The following is a 17,144-nucleotide window of genomic DNA, read 5'->3' as shown; positions in this document are numbered from 1 at the left end:
CATTTTCGAGAACTGCGAAGGGACACCCACTTTCGAAAAGTGCGTAGGGAAACCAATTTCGAAGGTGCGTGCTTTGTATGGCCCCAGCCTTGCGAGTAGCCCTTGCCCTATCCATTAGCATGTGCTTATCTTGTGATTCGCTCATACGAAGACCGAAGGAGATTCTATGCGAACCCTCAAGACGCTCGCCGCTTCCGCCGTTCTCGCCATTGCCGGTGCCAGTGGTGCAGCTCAGGCTGCCGAACCCAACAAGCTGTTCGTAAGCCTGACCTCGGCCGACGACCACACCCAGTTCATGTCCATGGTGCTGGCGAACCAGACCATGAGTCAGGGTCAGGAGATCCGCGTGCTGCTGTGCGGCCCGGCCGCTACCATGGCCACCGAAGACTTCGACGGCCCGACCATGGAGCCCGCCGGTCGCAACGCCCAGCAGCTGCTGATGAACCTCATCAACAACGGTGCCAAGGTGGAAACCTGCGCGATCTTCCTGCCCAACACTGACTACACCGAGGCGGACCTGCTGGACGGCATCACCCCCGCCGATCCGGAAGAAGTCGGCGCCTACATGGCCGACCCGAGCGTGCGCTTCTTCTCCAACTGATCCCCCGCGCAGGATCACGTCAGGGCCCTCTTCGGAGGGCCCTGTTGTTTTCGACTCCAAACCTGGCGAGCAACCGGCTGGGCATTACGGCCCTCCACTTCGGGTCCCTTCTCGGCGTCTGCGGAATGGATCCATCTGCGTAACCCGGTGAAACGAGCCCGGCAGGGAAATCCCAGCATCACATAGCTCGAGCTTGTCTTTTCGCTGGTACCCTGAAAGCATCTGCGAAGAACCACACAGCGCCTTCGCCGCCACGAGAACAATGCCATGAACAGCGGTCGAGACCTGCTGGACGGACTAGCCCAACTGACGGGCATACGTGATGCCCAGCGACTGGAACACAGTCTGCTCAAGACCCTGGACGACATCTACGAGTCCGCCTGCACCCGGACCATCCGGTTCGATGCCGAAGGCCGCCCCCGGAGCCTGCATTTCTACGATCGCAAGCGCGACGCGGTGATGAGCGTGCCCTTCGACCCCGAACATCCCTTTGTGCCCGCGGGGCTGCTGGATCAGGCACTGGCCAGCGGACACTGGGTCGCGGATCAGGACGAAGCGGGTCGCGCGATATCGATCTTCCCGATGTCGGGACTCAAAGAATTCAGCATCTGCCTGGTATTCGCCTTTGACCGGCACCTGGGCAGCAAGCGAGTGGACCAGCGCCTAGTGGAAAGCTTTCTCCTGGTCTATCGCAATTTCGTCAATCTGATTGATGATGCCCAGACCGACGCGCTCACCGGGCTGCTCAACCGCAAGACCTTCGATGACAATTTCCATGATCTGACAACGCTCGAGCGGATCAGCCCGATGCCGGGATTGCCGGAAGACCGCCGCCAGCTGCAAGAGCCGGGGCAGACCGGCGTCTGGCTGGGCGTGATCGACGCCGACGACTTCAAGAAGATCAACGACGGTTTCGGCCATGTGTATGGCGATGAAGTGCTGATCCTGCTCGCGCGCCTGTTGAAACAAAGCTTCCGCGAGAACGACCTGGTCTACCGCTTCGGCGGCGAGGAATTCGTGGTACTGGCCGAGTTCGCCGACGCCAGCCAGGCCATTGCCACCTTTGACCGGCTGCGCCGCGCTGTAGCCGAGTACCCACTACCACGGGTAGGGCGGCTCACCACCAGTATCGGCGTGACGCGGCTGGCGCCCTACAAGACCGCCAGCGCGGCACTCGACGAGGCCGACCAGGCCCTGTACCACGCCAAGGCGCACGGCAAGAACCGAGTCTGCCTGTATGACCGGCTGGTCGAGGAAGGTGCAATCAAGCCCACGCCAATCGAGGCGGGCGAGATCGAACTGTTCTGACCCCGCAGCCGTGCGGGACACTGCACGGCCTGCCGGAATACTGGGCGACCTACAGCGCCCGTGGACAGCGGGGAAGTCGAGCGCCGCCTGGCCGCGCTGGCGCATAACGTAGTCGCGCACAACCTCCTCTGAATGCAGCTTGAGCTTGCCGACCCACAGCGCATCGCTGTTTCACCTTCACCGAAGCTGCACGCATCCTCCTCGGGCAGGGCGCGCTAGACCCTTACGGAACCTCCACCTCGTCGACGTCCTGGCGCAGCAGGTCCAGGCGCTCCTGCACGGCCTCGGGGTAGTCCGCCTGATGGCGGCCGCCCAGGTGTTCGGCCAGGAAGGTTTCCAGCCCGGCGAAGAAGGCGAGCCGGTTGGTCTGGTCGACCAGGCCGTGGCCCTCGTCCGGGGCCAACAGGTATTCGACCGGGTGCCCGGCCTCGCGCAGCGCCGCGACGATCTGGTCGGACTCCTGCTGCTTCACGCGCGGGTCATTCGCGCCCTGCCCGACCATCAGCGGGGCCTGGATGTTCTCGACGTGGAACAGCGGCGACTGCGCCTTGAGGCGCTCGCGGTCTTCGGGGTCTTCCGGATCGCCGACGCGGCCGTGCATGCGGCGGATGCCGGCCTCCCAATACGGCGGGATGGACTCCATCAGCGTGATCAGGTTGGACGGCCCGACCATGGAGATGCCGGCGGCGTACAGCTCGGGCGTCCAGGTGAGCCCGGCCAGGGCCGAGTAGCCCCCATAGGAGGCCCCGAAGATCGCGACCCGGTCGGGATCGGCGATGCCCTGGTCGATCAGGTATTTCACGCCGTCGGTGACGTCGTGCTGCATCACGCCCGTGCCCCACTCCTGGTTGCCGGCGTTGAGGAATTCCTTGCCGAAACCGGAGGAGCCACGGAAGTTGGGCTGAAATACCGCATAGCCGCGGTTGGCGAGGAACTGCACGGTGCCGCTGTAGCCCCAGGTATCGCGAATCCACGGGCCGCCGTGCGGCATCACCACCAGCGGCAGGCCTTCCGGCTCCACGCCATGTGGCAGCGTCAGGTAGCCGGGGATCTCCTGGCCGTCGCGCGCGGTGTAGCGGATCGGCTCCATCGGCGCGAGGTGCTCGCGCGGCAGATCCGGGCGCCCCTCGTACAGTAGTTCGATCTCGCGCGCCTCGACGTTCGCGAGATACACGCTGCCCGGGTCGGTGTCCCGGATGACCCCGACCGTCCAGAGGGACTCGTCACGGGTGCGCGAGGTGATCTCCAGCTCGCCCTCGCCCAGCTCTTCGCGCAGCCACTCCAGGCGCGACTCGAAGTCCTCGTCATGGGCATAGATGCGCTGGCGATCCCCGGTGTACACGGTGGCCAGTAGGCGATGGTCCCGGTCGGAGAACTTCGCGCCACCGAGGTCGACTTCGCCCTCCGGGTCGCGGTGCACCAGCTCTTCTTTGCCGGTGGCCGGGTCAAACAGGACCAGCTCGACCAGATCGCGGTCGTCCCCCGCGTTGGTGCGCATATAGAGCCGCTCGCCGTCGGGGTGGAAGTTGGCGATGGAGCAGGTCTCGCCGAACGCGCAGGTGTAGATGGACTCGAACTCGTCCTGCGACTTCACGCGCAGGATCTCGGTGCCCGCGTCGTCCGTGGTGCGCACCGCCTTGCGCAGTTCGCCTTCGTGGAAGCCCCAGCCCTCGATCTCGGCGGTGTTCTTCGCCACAAGCGTCTTCTCGCCGGTCTCCAGCGATACGCGATAGACATCGTGCAGGCGCGGGTCGCGTTCGTTCAGCCCGACGAAGATGTACTCCGGGGTCGAGCGCGGGACATGCTGCACCCGCGCCTGCACGCCATCACCCCCGGCGAGCCGGCGCGACTCGGGGATGCCATCCTGCCCGGCGGCGTCCTCCAGCGCGATCACGCGCAGTTCCAGGTTCTCGTCGCCGTCGCGATCGCGCACGAAAATCAGGTGCCGCCCGTCGCGCGACCAGAAAAAGCCCATGATGGAACGCGGCTCCTCGGTCAGCGGACGCGCCGACTCCAGGGGCTCGCCCCGCTCCATCAGGTGCAGGTTCATCGCACCCTCGTGGGCGCTCACCAGTGCCACGTAGTCGCCATCCGGCGAGATGCGCCCGGCGGCATGCTGCGGATCGCGGAAGAACTGCTCCAGCTCGAGCAGCGGCGGCGCCTCGCCCTCGGCCCACGGGCCTTCGTTACCCTCCACGAGTTCGGCCTCGACCTCGGTCTCGGCAGCGCCAACGGCCGGTACGGCGAACAACGCCAGCGACACGCTCAACGCGATGGCCGCAGGCGACCTGCGCCGCTTCGTGATCCAGTGATTCGCCAACCGCTCACCCGTGGACTGCATGCCTGTCTCCCGTTACGTGCTGCACCAGCGACAGCCACGCACGCCCACGGGTTCCCGACAAGGCCCGGAATCGCCGGACAGTCAACGAATCGCCAAAATACGACAGGCCCCTAGTCCTTCCAGCCGCGAAAGCCCTCACGTACCGAGAGACAGCGTGCATAGCCCAGCTCCCGCAGCAGTTCGGCGGCGCGCAGGCTGCGCCGACCGCTGTTGCACAGGCACAGCAGGATCTGATCCTGCGTCACGTGGTAGCGATTGATCAGCGAGAGGAAGTGCTGAAAGTCGCGATCATCCGGCTCGTCCGCGTCCAGCAGTTCCTGCTCCTCCTCCGAGATCTCGCGCCCCAGCAGCTGTTTCAGCCGGAACAGCGGCACCGACACCGCGCCTTCCACCTCACCCTCCAGCTCCAGCTCGAAGGGCTGGCGGATATCCAGCAACACGGCCAGGCCGATATCGACCAGTTCGCGCGCCGAACTGACGCTGATTTCCAGTTGCGGGTCGTTCGTCTCGTTCGCCATGAAGGCTCCTTTGCACTCGGGATCGAAAAAATCGGGATTAGGCACACTAAAAATGCCACGATTCACATGGATTTGCCTTTTTCGGGGTGCCTGGGTAGCATCCTTATTTCTTTAATTCTAACAGACACTTATCAAACGATGGAGCTCACGATGACGGGAACCCTCACTTAGGCCGGGCGCCGAATGTTCCGCGCCCGGCCCATGCCTTCTTCTAACACCTGAACAGGAGATGCGACCGTGGCGCGCAAGAATTCGTCTTACCTTCGTCAAGCCTACGATTCCCAGGTCAATCGCTGGGTCCGCCAGGACTACTGGGGCGCGATTGGCACACCAGTCGACCTGGCCTCGCTACTCGAGAAGATCGAGAGCGAGACATCCCATACGGACACAGCTCCCCAGTGCGGGAAAGTCATCCAGGCTGGCTGCTGCGTCCGGTTACTGGACCTGCAGACCGAGGAAACCTATCTGGTCGAGCTTTGCGAGCCGGAGCATGCCCAGCCCGAGCGCGGCAAGATATCGATCCTGTCCCCTCTGGGCTCGCGTCTGCTGGGGCTGCGCAAGAACTCGCTGGCCGAGATCACGCTGCTCCGTAGCCGACTGCGATTCCTGGTGATCGAGATACTGGCACCGGGGCACAATCCCGACCAATAATCCATACATGCCTGCCGGAGGTTCACGCCCCGGCAGGCAGAATACCGTGTCCGTGTGCTGCCTCTTCATCTTCGCGAGAGGCTTTGGGCACAATCATTCCATAGCGGGGCCGCCACCAATTCCTTGCACCCTGCCCGAGGAGGATGCGTGAGGCTTTGGTCGAAGTGGAAAAAAGGCGGTGCGCTGCTGGCCGACGTGTTCAAGCGCAACGGGATCGACCCTACGGCCGCCGCTGCCCAGGAGGTGTTCAGCAAGATCCTGAACGAGGCCGAGGCGGCAGCCGATACACGCCTGAAGAACGAGCCGGCCGACGGAAGCCTCTCGCCCGACGAGCACAACACACGCTGGGAGGCGCTGTTCTTCGAGGAAATCCGCGCCCGGGCGAAGGCCCATGCCGCGAAGGTCAAGGGCCGCTGACCGAGGTGCCAGGCTCAGCCGTTCCGACGGAACACGCACCAGGTATACGGCTGCTCGGTACCGCCCGGAGTGACATGAACCTCGCGCCGTGACTGCACCAGCGCAAACTCCGAGCCAAACACGTCCTGCAGGGTCTCCGGCGAATGCCGCTGGACCGGCAGTCCTGAACACTGTTTCGGACCGTCCAGCGCGAAGGCCCCGATCACCACATGCCCGCCCGGGCGCAGGGCATGCTGCACCTGACGCACGTAGGCAGCGCGCTGATCCGCTCCGGTCAGGAAATGAAACACCGCACGATCGTGCCAGACATCGAAGATGTCCTGCGGGAACGCGATTTCGAGCACATCCGCTTCCAGCCAGGTGACGGCGCTGGCGCGCTCCCCGATCCGCTCCCGCGCCTTTCGCAGGGCCGCTGCGGACAGATCGAGTACCGTGAGGTTGTGATAACCCTCCGTCAGCAACTCATCCACCAGGACGGATGCACCCCCGCCGATATCGACGATGGCGGCTTCGGCACTCGGAGCCACCTCCCGAATCAAAGCCCTTGATGTACGGGCCTCGGACTCGTACCAGCCCACCGCCTCGGTATCACGCGTCTGGTAGACCTGTTCCCAGTGCTGCTTGTTGCTCATATGCGCTCCCAGGGAAACCCTGATTAATGGCCACGGCGGACGCTGATTGCGCCAGCCCGTTGACGAGTGCCGTGGATCGCCTGTGCTACCCTTCGCCACGTTTTCCGTGTAGCCGGTCCGCAGTCCATGAAATTTTTCCGCCTGATCAGCGTTCTCGAGGGGTTGTCGCTCATCACCCTGCTGTTTGTCGCGATGCCGCTGCGCACCTATGCGGATATGCCGCTGGCCGTCACCTATGCCGGCTGGGTGCACGGCATCCTGTTCATCATCTACGGTGCGACCTCGCTGATCGCCAGTCACTTGAGCGGCTGGTCGGTGTGGAAGTGGCTTCTGGTCCTGCTCCTCGGCGTCGTGCCGTTTGGCTTCCTCTACGTGGACCGCATGATCCGCCACGAGGCTTCCTCCAGCGGTGAGGCCGGGGCCACCCAAAGCGCAAACTGAAAACGGCCACCCCAAGGGTGGCCGCCAGTTGCAGGCCGTACCACGAGGCCCGTTAGTCGCTCTTGGCGAGCTCGTCGCTACCTTCGCGTTCCTTCAGTGCATCCTTGACCCCTTCCGGAAGGTCAAACGGAACCCCCTCGGGCGGACGGAAGTTCACCGGGATGTCCCCGGTCAGGGATTCCATGAAGGCCACCATGCTCTCGACCTCGTCATCGCTGAGTTCCTGCCCAAGCTGGATCAGCGCCATGATGCGGGTTGCGTCCTCCAGCGTCTCGACACTGCCGTCGTGGAAGTACGGGCCGGTGTTGGCGATGTTGCGCAGGATCGGCACGCGGAAGAAGTACTGATCGCTTTCGTCCCCGGTTGCAGCCATCAGCCCTTCGTCGATGTCGTCCGGATGGGTGCCGGTATGTTCCCAGTAATCCTCGACCACCCCGAAGCGCTGGAACTGCTCGCCACCGGCCAGCGGGCCACCATGACAACCGGCACAACCGGCATCCATGAAGTTGCGCAGACCACGCAGCTGGATTTCGCTCAGGACGTCGTCTTCGCCATCCAGGAAGTCATCGAAGGGTGCCGGATTGCGCAGCGTAGCCTGATAGGCCTGCAGTGCGAGGCCATAGTTTTCCGGGTTCACGGCGTCATCGTCGTCGGGGAAGGCCTCCTCAAATTTCTCGGCATACCCGAATTCTTCGAGCAGCGGCAGGATGTCTTCCTGCTCGTCAAAGCCCATCGAACCGGTAATCGAACCCTGAGCCTGCTCGGCGCCCGTCTCGCGGTCGCCCAGCCAGCGGTTGGCCTTGGTGTCCATGGAGAAGAACACGGTCTGCGAATGACGCCCGGTCTCGTTACCGCGAGCATCAATGGACAGGCGGCGCAGGTCGGAACCCCAATTCTCCTGGTAATGGCAACTGGCGCAGGCGGTCATGCCGTCCCGCGACAGGCGCTGGTCCCAGAACAGGTGCTCGCCGAGGACGGCCTTGGGATCGTTGCGTTCCTCGAAGTTGGAAGGCGTGACCGCGCCAAACATCACCCGCGCGCGATCGCGAAGCTCCTCGGCATCCTCGCTATCGGCCTGAGCCGAGGAGAAACCAATGCTGGCGACCGCCAGCACGGTGCTGGCCAGCAGTGAGTGGACCAATGGACGGGACTGGAAGCGGAACGGTTTCATACTGAACCTCCTGTGGAGCAGACGCGGTTCTGCGGGTCCGCGTCTCTGGATGGGCCGAACACCGGAGCTGCGAGGGTGGCGTTCGGCGGCAAGGACAAGGCTTTTGGGCCTGGGGACAGGCTACCGAACCACCTCAGTCATCCATTGATGCAGATCATATTCAGCTTCGATCCGGGGGAACGGGTCTTTCGCCGCCTGGTCTTGCCGGCTCCGAAATGGCGTTTCAGCACCAGGATCCGGGATAGCCGCTGCACGGTTTCCAGGATTGTCTGTTGAAGATGTGGGATAACAAAAGTTGTGACCCAGCGTGGGACACCGGTGGCGGGAGCCGGTTTTGCCAACCCGGGAGACACGAGCTTAAACCTTGTGCCTTTGCGTGCATGGCATCGCAAGAGGGCATCGCGCGCCCCCGGCAGCCGCGAGTGGCGACACCAGGCGCGCTCCGGTTTGAGCGCGCCTGGTGCCGATCAGCGCGACTCAGTCCGCGTCGCGCAGGAGCTGCTGCTCCATGTCGACAATGAAGCCCGGCAGGGTGTCCAGGTCGTGCTGATCACGCACACCCTCCTCGCCCTCACGCACCAGCTCGCGGCCAGGATGGTTGTCGCTGTGCAGGAACTGATAGGTGATCTGCCCGGGGTAGAACACCTCGACCTCGGTCCATTCCAGATCGGCGTCGCCCAGATCCCCATCGACGCGCCGGGCCACGATGTCGGCCTCCCCGTCTTCCAGCCCCAGGGTCATCGGCAGCGAGACCAGGTGCCAGCGCGCGCCCGCGGCACTGTGAACCGCGAAGGCCACGTTGTAGGACGCTCCGTGTTCCAGGGTCTTGCTGTCACGGTCATTGGGTGCCTCGAGCGAACGGGTCAGCGCAATCCGCCAGGCGCCGTCTTCGTAGCTACCATCGGCACGGATCGCGCCGCGACTGCCGCTCGGCTCTTGCAGGAACCGCTGCGGGATCACGTCGCCTTCCTGCCAGTCGTGGTCCGGATCGAAGGCGACCGCATTGCCCTCGTGGATGTAATAGAAATCGTCCTGCCCGTACTCGCGGGCGATCAGCGCTTCCCACTCCAGGGCGGGGGCTCCGACCTTCTCCGGATCAAACATCCAGGCGGGTTGATCGGCATCGTCGTCCCAGTTGGTCGTGAACATGCTGGTGCCCTCGGACGACAGGCGGTAGTGCAGCACGTAATTGTTGTCCGCATAACCCATCGGATGGCTGCGGTGCGCGCGCCACTGCCACAGGTCGAGGAAGACGCCATCGGACTGCAGCTGATCCACGGCGTCATCATCGAGAATCTGACCCCAGGAGGTCTCTTCCGGGTCGTCCGTAACACGAGTCTGCGGGAGATACTTGCGGACATCGCTGCGCCCGAGCTCGCCACCCAGCTTGGGATGCTCGCGAACCGCATCCGCGTCCACCTCGGAGGTCAGGCTGCGCATGCCGTCATGCGCGGTCATCCACCCGCCCATGCGGTCGAAGCCTTCCACCTTGCCGTCGTCCAGCATCATGGAGATACGGTCCTCGTACAGGCCGTGCTCGTCCGGCCCCGGGCCGCCGGATCCGTAGCGCACCCACTCGCCATCCTCGTAGCGCCAGACCTGGTGATACCAGCTGGGGGTATCCGTCTCGTACTCGTAGTGGATGCGGAAGTCGTCGTCGTTGTAGACCGCGGCAACCCGCAGGACCGCGCGGGCATCCTCTTCGGCGGGAATAAAGACATTACGATCCGTGTCCACGACACGAGGTTCGGCCAGCGCCAGGGCCGGGCAGGCGCCCGCGACCGCAAGCGCCATCAGTGTTTTTTTCATGTGCTTCTCCCTATATGCGGTTTCAAGTATGTGTTGAAACCCTTACGACCGTGAGGGACTTGACAGGTTCCTGCCGGATGCCCCGGCATGGGCTCTGGCCAGAGGCACTACAACGCTGTCCGACCCACAGCCGTGTTGTTCGGCACCTTGGTTTGCTGCCATCGAAGGTCCCGGCAGCGATCGATCGGGCACGCAGACTCACGACGCAACATCACCCAAGGAGACCGGGATGGATCACCACGACGAAGAGTTTCTCCGGCGCGCGCAGGCCGCGCGAGAGCGCATCAATGAAATTGAACCGAAACAGGTCGATGCCCACCTGGCATCAGGCGCCATCGCCATTGACGTGCGCGAGCCCGAGGAATACCAGAAAGGCAGTCTCCCGAACGCCCGGAACGTTGCGCTGGATTCGATCACCCGCCAGATCGAGGGAGTGGTTCCCGACAAGGACGCGCCCATGGTGTGCTTCTGCAATGGCGGCAACCGCGGGGCATTGGCAGCGGCCCAGCTGGTGGATCTGGGCTATACCAATGTCCAGTCCATCGCGGGCGGGCTGCGCGCCTGCCAGGAGCCGGACGACACCCCGGAAAGGTGATCATGCCCCCTGATCAGCACGAAGACCGCACTGACTTGCGACCAGGCCCCGTTGACAGCCGGGCATGCGCGCGAGCATCAGGGGCCGGCCGAAGCTTCCACATCACGATCGCGCGCGTGGTTTAATCGGCCCCTCGTCTTTCGGATAGCGAAGCCGCCATGATTGCCGTGATCTTTGAAGTGGAACCGCATGCCGAGCGCAAGCAGGACTACCTGGACGCGGCCGCGCGCCTGCGCGAGCACCTGAAGGACGTAGACGGCTTTATCTCCATCGAACGTTTCGAGAGCCTGAGCCAGCCGGGCAAGGTGCTGTCGCTGTCGTTCTGGCGCGACGAGGACGCGGTGCGCCAGTGGCGCAACCTTGAGGCGCACCGTCAGGTGCAGGCGGCCGGGCGCGGCGGCATCTTTGTCGACTATCGCCTGCGCGTGGCCGAGGTCGTGCGCGACTACGGCATGCACGACCGCGACCAGGCGCCATCCGACTCCCGCGCCGCCCACGGCTCCTGAAACCTGCCTGCGGCGGGCGATCACCGCCGCCTGTTTCGGATGGTGCCCCGCTCGGGCCGAAGTCAGTCGCTGTCGCGCACGATGATGCGGCCCTGCATGTAGGGGTGCGGGGCGCAGATGTAGTCGTAGGTGCCCGGCTCGGTCAGGGTGACGCTGTCGCTCTCGGCGTGTGCCAGCAACTCAGTGGCGAACGACTGCGGACCGCTCAGGGCCACCGCGTTGTGCGCACCGGAGGTCTCGCCGTGTCCGTAGGTGAAGACATCCTCGTTAACCCAGGTGATCTTGGTGCCGGGCGCCACCTCGACGATCTTCGGGTAGAAGGCATTGCCCTTCATCTCGATCACGACTTCCTCGATATCCGAGCTGAACCGAACCGGCCGATCGGCCCGCGCGGGTACCGGGTTGGCATCGGCGTCCGGGATGCCGAATGGCGAAAGAATTCGCCGCGCTTCGCCAATCCGCTCTTCCAGTTCCGCCGGCTCGTAGCTCGGGCCCTCGGCCAGGATCTCGGAAGGCGTATCGGCGTCCGCACGGGCATCCAGCAGCCCAATGGCACCGCGACTGGTGCCCCCCACGCCATGATCCAGCATGGTGTAGACGCCCTCCTCCGGCGGTATCCGGAACTCGATCACCCAGGAGTCCGAGGGACCCGCGGTGACCGTCTGCCCGCCGGGCCACATGGCCTCGGGGTGGCCCTGCCAGTACACGTAGTCCCAGACGATGCCGACGATATGGAAGGTCGAGAGCAGGTTGGGCCCCACGTTCAGGAAGTACATGCGCACGTAATCACCGGGGCGCACCGGGATGGGGTTTTCCACGTAGCGGAACAGCTCGCCATTGAAGGCGGTGTAGCTGGGATCCCCTTCCACCGCCTCCTTGCCGCTGGCGTACAGCTCGTGCTGCAGCATGTAGAGCTTCAGATCGGGTTCCTGGCCCAGGTCCTCTTCCAGCTGGTACGGCTTGTCGCGCGGCTCGACCACCATCATCCCGTACTGGCCGAACATCACGTGCATGGGGATCGCATGGCCGCCCGGCGCACAGTGATACATGAAGACCCCCGGCGTGGTGGCGCGGAAGGTGATCGACTTGGTCTGCCCGGGCATGATGGAACCGACATGCTTGGAGGTCTGGGTGTAGGCGGCATGGAACGACGCCCCATGCATCACCGCCCCGCTATTGGTGATCTCCATGCGCACGATGTCGCCCTCGGTCACGCGCAGGGTCGGGCCCGGCAATTGGCCGTCGATCAGAAAGCCGTCGTAGACCACGCCCTGCCCGATCGGCACCTGGCCCTCGTTGAGGTCGATCCGGAGCACGTGGTCCGGTTCGACATCCTGCGAGGCGTACCCGGTCGGCCGCGTCTCCAGCCCCTCGTCGCGCTCGATGATCTCGATGAAGTCGCTGTCACCGAACAGCTCGCTGAAATCCGGCCCCGGCGACGCCTGCGCCGCGGAGGCCAGCCACCAGAACAGTCCAATCACGCACCAGACCACGAGGTGCATACCCCGGTGGTGGTAACCCATGGTCGAAGATGCTGCTTCTGTGTGTTTCATGGCGCTTTCCCCCGGGCCGCGTGCACGGCACCCCATACAAACCTGTATTGCCTATATACCTATTTCTAGACGCACGGAACGAAGTTGCGCAAGTCACGCGCCCATGGGGCTACCGATAATTGCCTTGAATACGGCCCGTCACCGCCCATGGAAACGGCCTTAGCGCTGGCCTATAGGAACTTCTTTACCTCCGGGAAAGGAGAACGGTCATGGGCATCGTCGAGGAGTTCAAACAGTTTGTAGCGCGCGGCAATGTCATCGACATGGCCGTAGGCGTGATCGTGGGGCTGGCATTCGGGCAGATCGTGTCGTCGCTGGTGTCGGACGTGCTGATGCCGCCCATCGGCCTGCTGGTCGGCGGGGTCGATTTCTCGGAGCTGATGATCGTGCTGCGCGAGGCGGAGAACGGCGTCGCCGCGGTGACGATCAATTACGGCATCTTCATCAAGCGCGTGGTGGATTTTCTGATCATCGCGATGGTGGTGTTCGCCGCGATCAAGATGATTGGCCGGCTGCAGCGCAAAAAAGATGCCGCGCCCGCCGAGCCGCCCGCCCCCAGCAACGAGGAAAAGCTGCTCGCGGAGATCCGCGACCTGCTGAAGTCGAAGTAGCGGCGAGGGAGGCCCCCGCCGCCAGTTGGCATCAGAAGTCCTCGAACTCCATGGTGCGGAAGACGCGGCCGGCGTTTTGCCGGTGGAGCTCGTCGTAGGTGTCCAGGTGGCGGTAGGCCGACTGATCGATGTTGTAGGCGTCGTTCAGCGTGCCACCGGTATCGAGAATCTCCTGCACCTCCTCGCGCAGGAAGACGAGGTAGTCGCGGGTGTACTTGCGCAGCTGCTCGAAGTCGGTCACCGGACCGCCGTGGCCGGGGATGATGTAGTCGGCCTCGATCGCCTCCAGCTTGTCCCAGGTCTCGATCCAGCCGGCGGTGTCGGTGTACTCGAAGATCGGCAGCATGCGCTCGTGGAAGGCGAGGTCGCCGGTGATCAGCGTCTTGCGTTCCGGGGCCCACAGGGCGATGTCCCCCGGGGCATGCGCGGGACCGAGGTAGAGCACCTCGATAATCTCGCCCCCCATGTCCAGCTCGACGCGGTCCTCGAAGATCTTGTCCGGCGTGCCAAGCTCGGTCAGGAACGCCTTGTCACGGGTGCGGTTCGGCGCGCCCTGCAGGCTGCGCTGGCCGTTCTGCTCGATCTCGCGCGCGGCGTCCTCATGCGCGATGACGGTGGCGCCCTGCTCCTGCCAGTAGGTCATGCCGAGCATCGCATGTCCCTGGGCGTTTTCCAGCACCACGTACTTCACCGGCTGGTCCGTGCGCTTCTTGATCTCCTCGTGCAGGGACTGAGCCAGCAGATAGTTGTCGCCGGCGTTCATCACCACCACGCCATCGTCGGTGATGATGAACGACAGGTTGTTGTTATGGCCCGAATTCTCGTAGGTCGAGGGCTGCGTGGCACCGATCGCGGACCACACGCCATCGGTCACCTCCTGGGGCATAGCGTAGAGGAAGGAATCCAGCGCCTTGTCGAGCACGTACAGCGGCAGCTCGGCCTCCTTCCACTCGGGGAAGCCGCCGGCGTAGTTGTGCACGTTGGTATACCCCATGCGCTCGAGCGTCTGCGCTGCGAGCGCGGAGCGGCGGTTCTCGTCGCTGTAGACGACGATCGCCGTGCCCTTGTCAGACACCGCACCCGGGATGCGAAACTCCAGCTCGCCCCGCGGGATGTTGAGCGTGAGGTGCGAGCGGATCTGCCCGCCGCCCAGCTCGATCTCCTGGTGCGAGCGCACGTCGATCAGGACATGGTCCGGCTCGTTCGCGATCAGCTCGCGCAGGCCCTCCTGGTCGATATCGGTGACCTCGGACCGGGCATCCTCGACCAGGGAATCCGCGGTGATCTCGTCCCCCTGCGCGACGGTTGCCGCCGCGAACAGGGCCAAAGCCAGCCATGATGTACGCATCGGGGTGTCCTGTTGTTGCCGGATGTGATTCCCTGAACATAGACAGCCACGGCGCGAGCTTCCATAACAGCGCCCGGCAACGGAACGCCCAGCCCAAGGGGTACAGGAGAAACCACCATGACAGACGCCGCCGAGCTGGCGCGACTCAAGGAACGGATCGATCAACTGGCCGGGATGGCCGCCGATGAACATGCGGCTGCGGCACGCACGCTCGCCGACGAGCTGAAGGGAGAGCTGGCGGCACGGTCAAGTGGCGATAAACCCGCCTCGGGAACCAGCCAGGCGGACCATTCAGGGGAGTTGCGGGCACCCCGGGAGACGAATCTGAGATGCCCGCGCTGCACGCTGCATTCGTTCAACTTCCAGCCCGGCTCGATGCGCACACGCGATGACGGCGCGGGCTACGAGGCGCGCTTTCACTGCATGAGCTGCGGCTTCGAGGACTACGCGCCGGTCAAGCCCCGCTGAGGGAAACGCTGAGCGGGCCTGGGGCCGCGTGATCAGCGTGGATGCGTGTGCAGCCAGGTGCGCAGGCGGCGGGTCTTCTCGACCATGCGCCAGAGGGAACGGCTGTTGTTGTAGCGCGAGACGTGCTGCAGCGGTACCCAGAGGATGTCGTGCGATTCGTGGCTGCCGGGGACCGGAAGGCGGTCGTCGATCTCCAGCAGAAAACGCACGTCAATGTGCTCGTGCATCGGGAAGTGCGGGCTCGCCGGGATCGTGTGGATGTCGAGGTCGAAGACGTCCTCGGCCACCAGGTGGATATGTTCCCGCGCCAGGCCCGTTTCCTCGTGGATCTCGCGCAGGGCGACCTGCAGGATGTCCGACTGGCCATCGGCATGCCCGCCCGGCTGGAACCACCGGTGGTGCTTGCCATGCAGCAGGAGCAGCGCGCGCTCGCGATCCGGGCTGACCACCCAGGCCGAGCCGGTCACGTGCGCCGGCAGGAGATCGCAGTGGAAGCAGTCCGGATGGGCCTGCACGAAGTCCAGTGCGCGGCGCACAAAGCCGGCTTCCTCGATGAACGGGGTCTGGTGATGGGCGAGCAGCTCGAGCAGTTGCGCGCGATGCATCTTATGTTCCGGCGGGGTTGTGCAGGGCGTGGATCGCCGCCCGCGCCGCCTCGTCGATGTCCGCCTCGGAGCCGGCCAGCGTCAGGCGGCCAAACGCGCCCACCGCGCGCACGTCGATCAGCGAGACATGGGAGGCCTTCAGCGCCTGATTGGCCGCATAGATGATGTAGCCGGCCGGCTCCGCCTCGAGGATGAACATGCTCTGGTCGGGCAGGATCATGTTGCCGCGCCGGTTCTGGCGGTTGATCAGCACCGTGTGATCCGGCGTCATGCCGCGGATCGTCTCCTGCCACGGGATACGGCAGGGCTGGCGTTCGGACTGATCCGCGCCCAGGCGCTGCAACAGCACACGACCGGCCTCCTGCACATCGCTCTGGTCGCGATGGTGGATCACCATGGAACCGAACTCGCGCTCCACCACCTGCTGCGCGAGGTGCACCCGGGTGGCCTTCAGCGCGACGTCCGTCAGCCGGTGCACGGCCATGCCCGGCGACACCTCCACCCACAGGCACGCGTCCCCCGGCACGGGCAGAAAGCCCTGGGAGACGGTGGCCATGTATTCCGCCAGCTGAGGCTGGAGGGAATCCATGTAGACGTAGGTGCGCAGTTTGATCATCGATTCGCTCAGGGCCGGGGCAACGCCCCGTTAGCCCCCGCGCGGCGCGGCCCGGGCCCGCGCGGGAATCCGCACACACGAATTTGAGCCGCCAGAAAACCGCCGGCTTGTTCGCGCACACGGGAGATATAGAGGGGCGTATTGTGAACGCAGCGGCCCCGAACCTCAACGCCAGACGCTCCTGCGCTGCGCGAAACGGCGCATTTTTGTGACACGGCGGAACGACAGTGAGGGTGGCTGACTCTACTCTCGAGACAGGACATCCATGGTTTTGCGCCCTGCCCGGGAGCCTGTATGAGCATCAACCAGGAAACGGACCTGAGTCGCCATCACGAACCGCGCGATTTCTCCGACCGTGTCGCACGCGCCTTCACATCGCTGATGCGCCTGTTCGCCGACACCTTCTTTGCCCGCCGCTACGGGCACCGCGCCGTGGTGCTGGAAACCGTCGCGGGGGTCCCCGGCATGGTCGGCGCCACACTGCAGCATCTGCGCTCGCTGCGCCGCATGGAGGACGACCACGGCTGGATCCGCACGCTGATGGACGAGGCCGAGAACGAGCGGATGCACCTGCTCACCTTCATCGAGATCGCCTCGCCCAACTGGCTGGAGCGGCTCCTGATCATCCTGGCGCAGGGGTTCTTCTACACGCTGTATTTCCTGATTTACGTGGTCTCCTCGCGCACCGCGCACCGGATCGTCGGCTACTTCGAGGAGGAGGCCGTGATCAGCTATACCGATTACCTGGAGGAAGTGGAGACCGGTGCGATCGAGAACATCCCGGCACCGGATCGCGCCATCCAGTACTGGGACCTGCCGGAGGGCGCACGCCTGTCCGATGTTATTCGCGCCGTACGCGAAGACGAGGCCGGCCATCGCGACGTCAACCACGGCTTCGCCGACCTGCTCGACAAGAATACTTGAGACAGGCATGCCGAGGCATGGGCACAAAA

At 64.4% G+C, this 17,144-nt stretch carries 19 protein-coding genes; 10 read left to right on the top strand and 9 right to left on the bottom strand.

Annotation, left to right across the window (positions count from 1 at the left end; translation table 11 throughout):
• Nucleotides 1–166 precede the first annotated feature (166 nt).
• On the top strand, nucleotides 167–601 hold the full coding sequence (locus G015_RS0108805; RefSeq protein ID WP_018137879.1) for a DsrE family protein: 435 nt from the start codon (nucleotides 167–169) through the stop codon (nucleotides 599–601).
• 267 nt (nucleotides 602–868) lie between these two features.
• The gene (locus tag G015_RS0108800; RefSeq protein ID WP_018174830.1) at nucleotides 869–1,909 is read left to right on the top strand and encodes a diguanylate cyclase; all 1,041 of its coding nucleotides are present in this window, start codon (nucleotides 869–871) and stop codon (nucleotides 1,907–1,909) included.
• 223 nt (nucleotides 1,910–2,132) lie between these two features.
• On the opposite strand, the gene G015_RS0108795 is transcribed toward G015_RS0108800, so the two are convergent.
• The gene (locus tag G015_RS0108795; protein ID WP_020146501.1) at nucleotides 2,133–4,250 is read right to left on the bottom strand and encodes a S9 family peptidase; all 2,118 of its coding nucleotides are present in this window, start codon (nucleotides 4,248–4,250) and stop codon (nucleotides 2,133–2,135) included.
• A 110-nt stretch (nucleotides 4,251–4,360) separates the two neighbouring features.
• Nucleotides 4,361–4,768 (bottom strand): rhodanese-like domain-containing protein, encoded by a 408-nt coding sequence (locus tag G015_RS0108790; protein ID WP_018137876.1) that lies wholly within the window; start codon nucleotides 4,766–4,768, stop codon nucleotides 4,361–4,363.
• 237 nt (nucleotides 4,769–5,005) lie between these two features.
• Here G015_RS0108790 and G015_RS0108785 point away from each other — a divergent pair, with 237 nt between their 5' ends.
• Together G015_RS0108785 and G015_RS0108780 are read left to right on the top strand one after the other, a co-directional pair.
• Nucleotides 5,006–5,419 (top strand): GreA/GreB family elongation factor, encoded by a 414-nt coding sequence (locus tag G015_RS0108785; RefSeq protein ID WP_020146500.1) that lies wholly within the window; start codon nucleotides 5,006–5,008, stop codon nucleotides 5,417–5,419.
• 147 nt (nucleotides 5,420–5,566) lie between these two features.
• The gene (locus tag G015_RS0108780; protein WP_020146499.1) at nucleotides 5,567–5,836 is read left to right on the top strand and encodes a hypothetical protein; all 270 of its coding nucleotides are present in this window, start codon (nucleotides 5,567–5,569) and stop codon (nucleotides 5,834–5,836) included.
• A 14-nt stretch (nucleotides 5,837–5,850) separates the two neighbouring features.
• Here G015_RS0108780 and G015_RS0108775 read toward each other — a convergent pair whose 3' ends face one another.
• A complete protein-coding gene (locus G015_RS0108775) occupies nucleotides 5,851–6,468 on the bottom strand; it encodes a class I SAM-dependent methyltransferase (RefSeq protein ID WP_020146498.1) in 618 nt (205 codons plus the stop codon).
• A gap of 126 nt (nucleotides 6,469–6,594) precedes the next feature.
• Here G015_RS0108775 and G015_RS0108770 point away from each other — a divergent pair, with 126 nt between their 5' ends.
• On the top strand, nucleotides 6,595–6,909 hold the full coding sequence (locus G015_RS0108770; protein ID WP_020146497.1) for a DUF3817 domain-containing protein: 315 nt from the start codon (nucleotides 6,595–6,597) through the stop codon (nucleotides 6,907–6,909).
• A gap of 52 nt (nucleotides 6,910–6,961) precedes the next feature.
• Here the strand turns inward: G015_RS0108770 and G015_RS0108765 are convergent, their stop codons facing one another.
• Nucleotides 6,962–8,080 (bottom strand): cytochrome-c peroxidase, encoded by a 1,119-nt coding sequence (locus G015_RS0108765; protein ID WP_020146496.1) that lies wholly within the window; start codon nucleotides 8,078–8,080, stop codon nucleotides 6,962–6,964.
• 477 nt (nucleotides 8,081–8,557) lie between these two features.
• On the bottom strand, nucleotides 8,558–9,889 hold the full coding sequence (locus tag G015_RS0108760; RefSeq protein ID WP_020146495.1) for an ethylbenzene dehydrogenase-related protein: 1,332 nt from the start codon (nucleotides 9,887–9,889) through the stop codon (nucleotides 8,558–8,560).
• 229 nt (nucleotides 9,890–10,118) lie between these two features.
• Between G015_RS0108760 and G015_RS0108755 the strand changes: the two genes are divergently transcribed.
• Complete coding sequence (locus G015_RS0108755) at nucleotides 10,119–10,484, top strand: rhodanese-like domain-containing protein (RefSeq protein WP_020146494.1); 366 nt, start codon at nucleotides 10,119–10,121, stop codon at nucleotides 10,482–10,484.
• A gap of 158 nt (nucleotides 10,485–10,642) precedes the next feature.
• The gene (locus G015_RS0108750; protein ID WP_020146493.1) at nucleotides 10,643–10,990 is read left to right on the top strand and encodes an antibiotic biosynthesis monooxygenase; all 348 of its coding nucleotides are present in this window, start codon (nucleotides 10,643–10,645) and stop codon (nucleotides 10,988–10,990) included.
• Nucleotides 10,991–11,052: 62 nt separating this feature from the next.
• Here the strand turns inward: G015_RS0108750 and G015_RS0108745 are convergent, their stop codons facing one another.
• The gene (locus G015_RS0108745) at nucleotides 11,053–12,513 is read right to left on the bottom strand and encodes a plastocyanin/azurin family copper-binding protein (protein WP_020146492.1); all 1,461 of its coding nucleotides are present in this window, start codon (nucleotides 12,511–12,513) and stop codon (nucleotides 11,053–11,055) included.
• A 239-nt stretch (nucleotides 12,514–12,752) separates the two neighbouring features.
• Between G015_RS0108745 and mscL the strand changes: the two genes are divergently transcribed.
• Nucleotides 12,753–13,154, top strand: a complete 402-nt coding sequence (mscL, locus tag G015_RS0108740) for a large-conductance mechanosensitive channel protein MscL (protein WP_018137870.1) — start codon at nucleotides 12,753–12,755, stop codon at nucleotides 13,152–13,154.
• Between the two features lie 31 nt (nucleotides 13,155–13,185).
• On the opposite strand, the gene G015_RS0108735 is transcribed toward mscL, so the two are convergent.
• A complete protein-coding gene (locus tag G015_RS0108735) occupies nucleotides 13,186–14,502 on the bottom strand; it encodes a rhodanese-like domain-containing protein (RefSeq protein ID WP_020146491.1) in 1,317 nt (438 codons plus the stop codon).
• A 117-nt stretch (nucleotides 14,503–14,619) separates the two neighbouring features.
• Between G015_RS0108735 and G015_RS0108730 the strand changes: the two genes are divergently transcribed.
• The gene (locus G015_RS0108730) at nucleotides 14,620–14,970 is read left to right on the top strand and encodes a hypothetical protein (RefSeq protein ID WP_018994182.1); all 351 of its coding nucleotides are present in this window, start codon (nucleotides 14,620–14,622) and stop codon (nucleotides 14,968–14,970) included.
• A 32-nt stretch (nucleotides 14,971–15,002) separates the two neighbouring features.
• Here the strand turns inward: G015_RS0108730 and G015_RS0108725 are convergent, their stop codons facing one another.
• Together G015_RS0108725 and G015_RS0108720 are read right to left on the bottom strand one after the other, a co-directional pair.
• Nucleotides 15,003–15,575 carry an NUDIX hydrolase gene (locus G015_RS0108725; RefSeq protein WP_018174822.1) on the bottom strand — a complete coding sequence of 191 codons (573 nt, stop codon included), beginning with the start codon at nucleotides 15,573–15,575 and terminating at the stop codon, nucleotides 15,003–15,005.
• A 1-nt stretch (nucleotide 15,576) separates the two neighbouring features.
• Nucleotides 15,577–16,191, bottom strand: a complete 615-nt coding sequence (locus G015_RS0108720; protein ID WP_012983033.1) for a microcompartments protein — start codon at nucleotides 16,189–16,191, stop codon at nucleotides 15,577–15,579.
• A 294-nt stretch (nucleotides 16,192–16,485) separates the two neighbouring features.
• Here G015_RS0108720 and G015_RS0108715 point away from each other — a divergent pair, with 294 nt between their 5' ends.
• Nucleotides 16,486–17,115: an alternative oxidase gene (locus G015_RS0108715; RefSeq protein WP_020146490.1), complete on the top strand. Its 630-nt coding sequence runs from the start codon at nucleotides 16,486–16,488 to the stop codon at nucleotides 17,113–17,115.
• The last annotated feature ends 29 nt before the right edge of the window (nucleotides 17,116–17,144 follow it).

Origin of the sequence: Thioalkalivibrio sp. ALJ15, assembly GCF_000383695.1 — a bacterium.
Taxonomy (GTDB): Bacteria; Pseudomonadota; Gammaproteobacteria; order Ectothiorhodospirales; family Ectothiorhodospiraceae; genus Thioalkalivibrio.
Note: the sequence above shows the minus strand (reverse complement) of the source record. Positions and strands in the feature narration are given on the sequence as shown.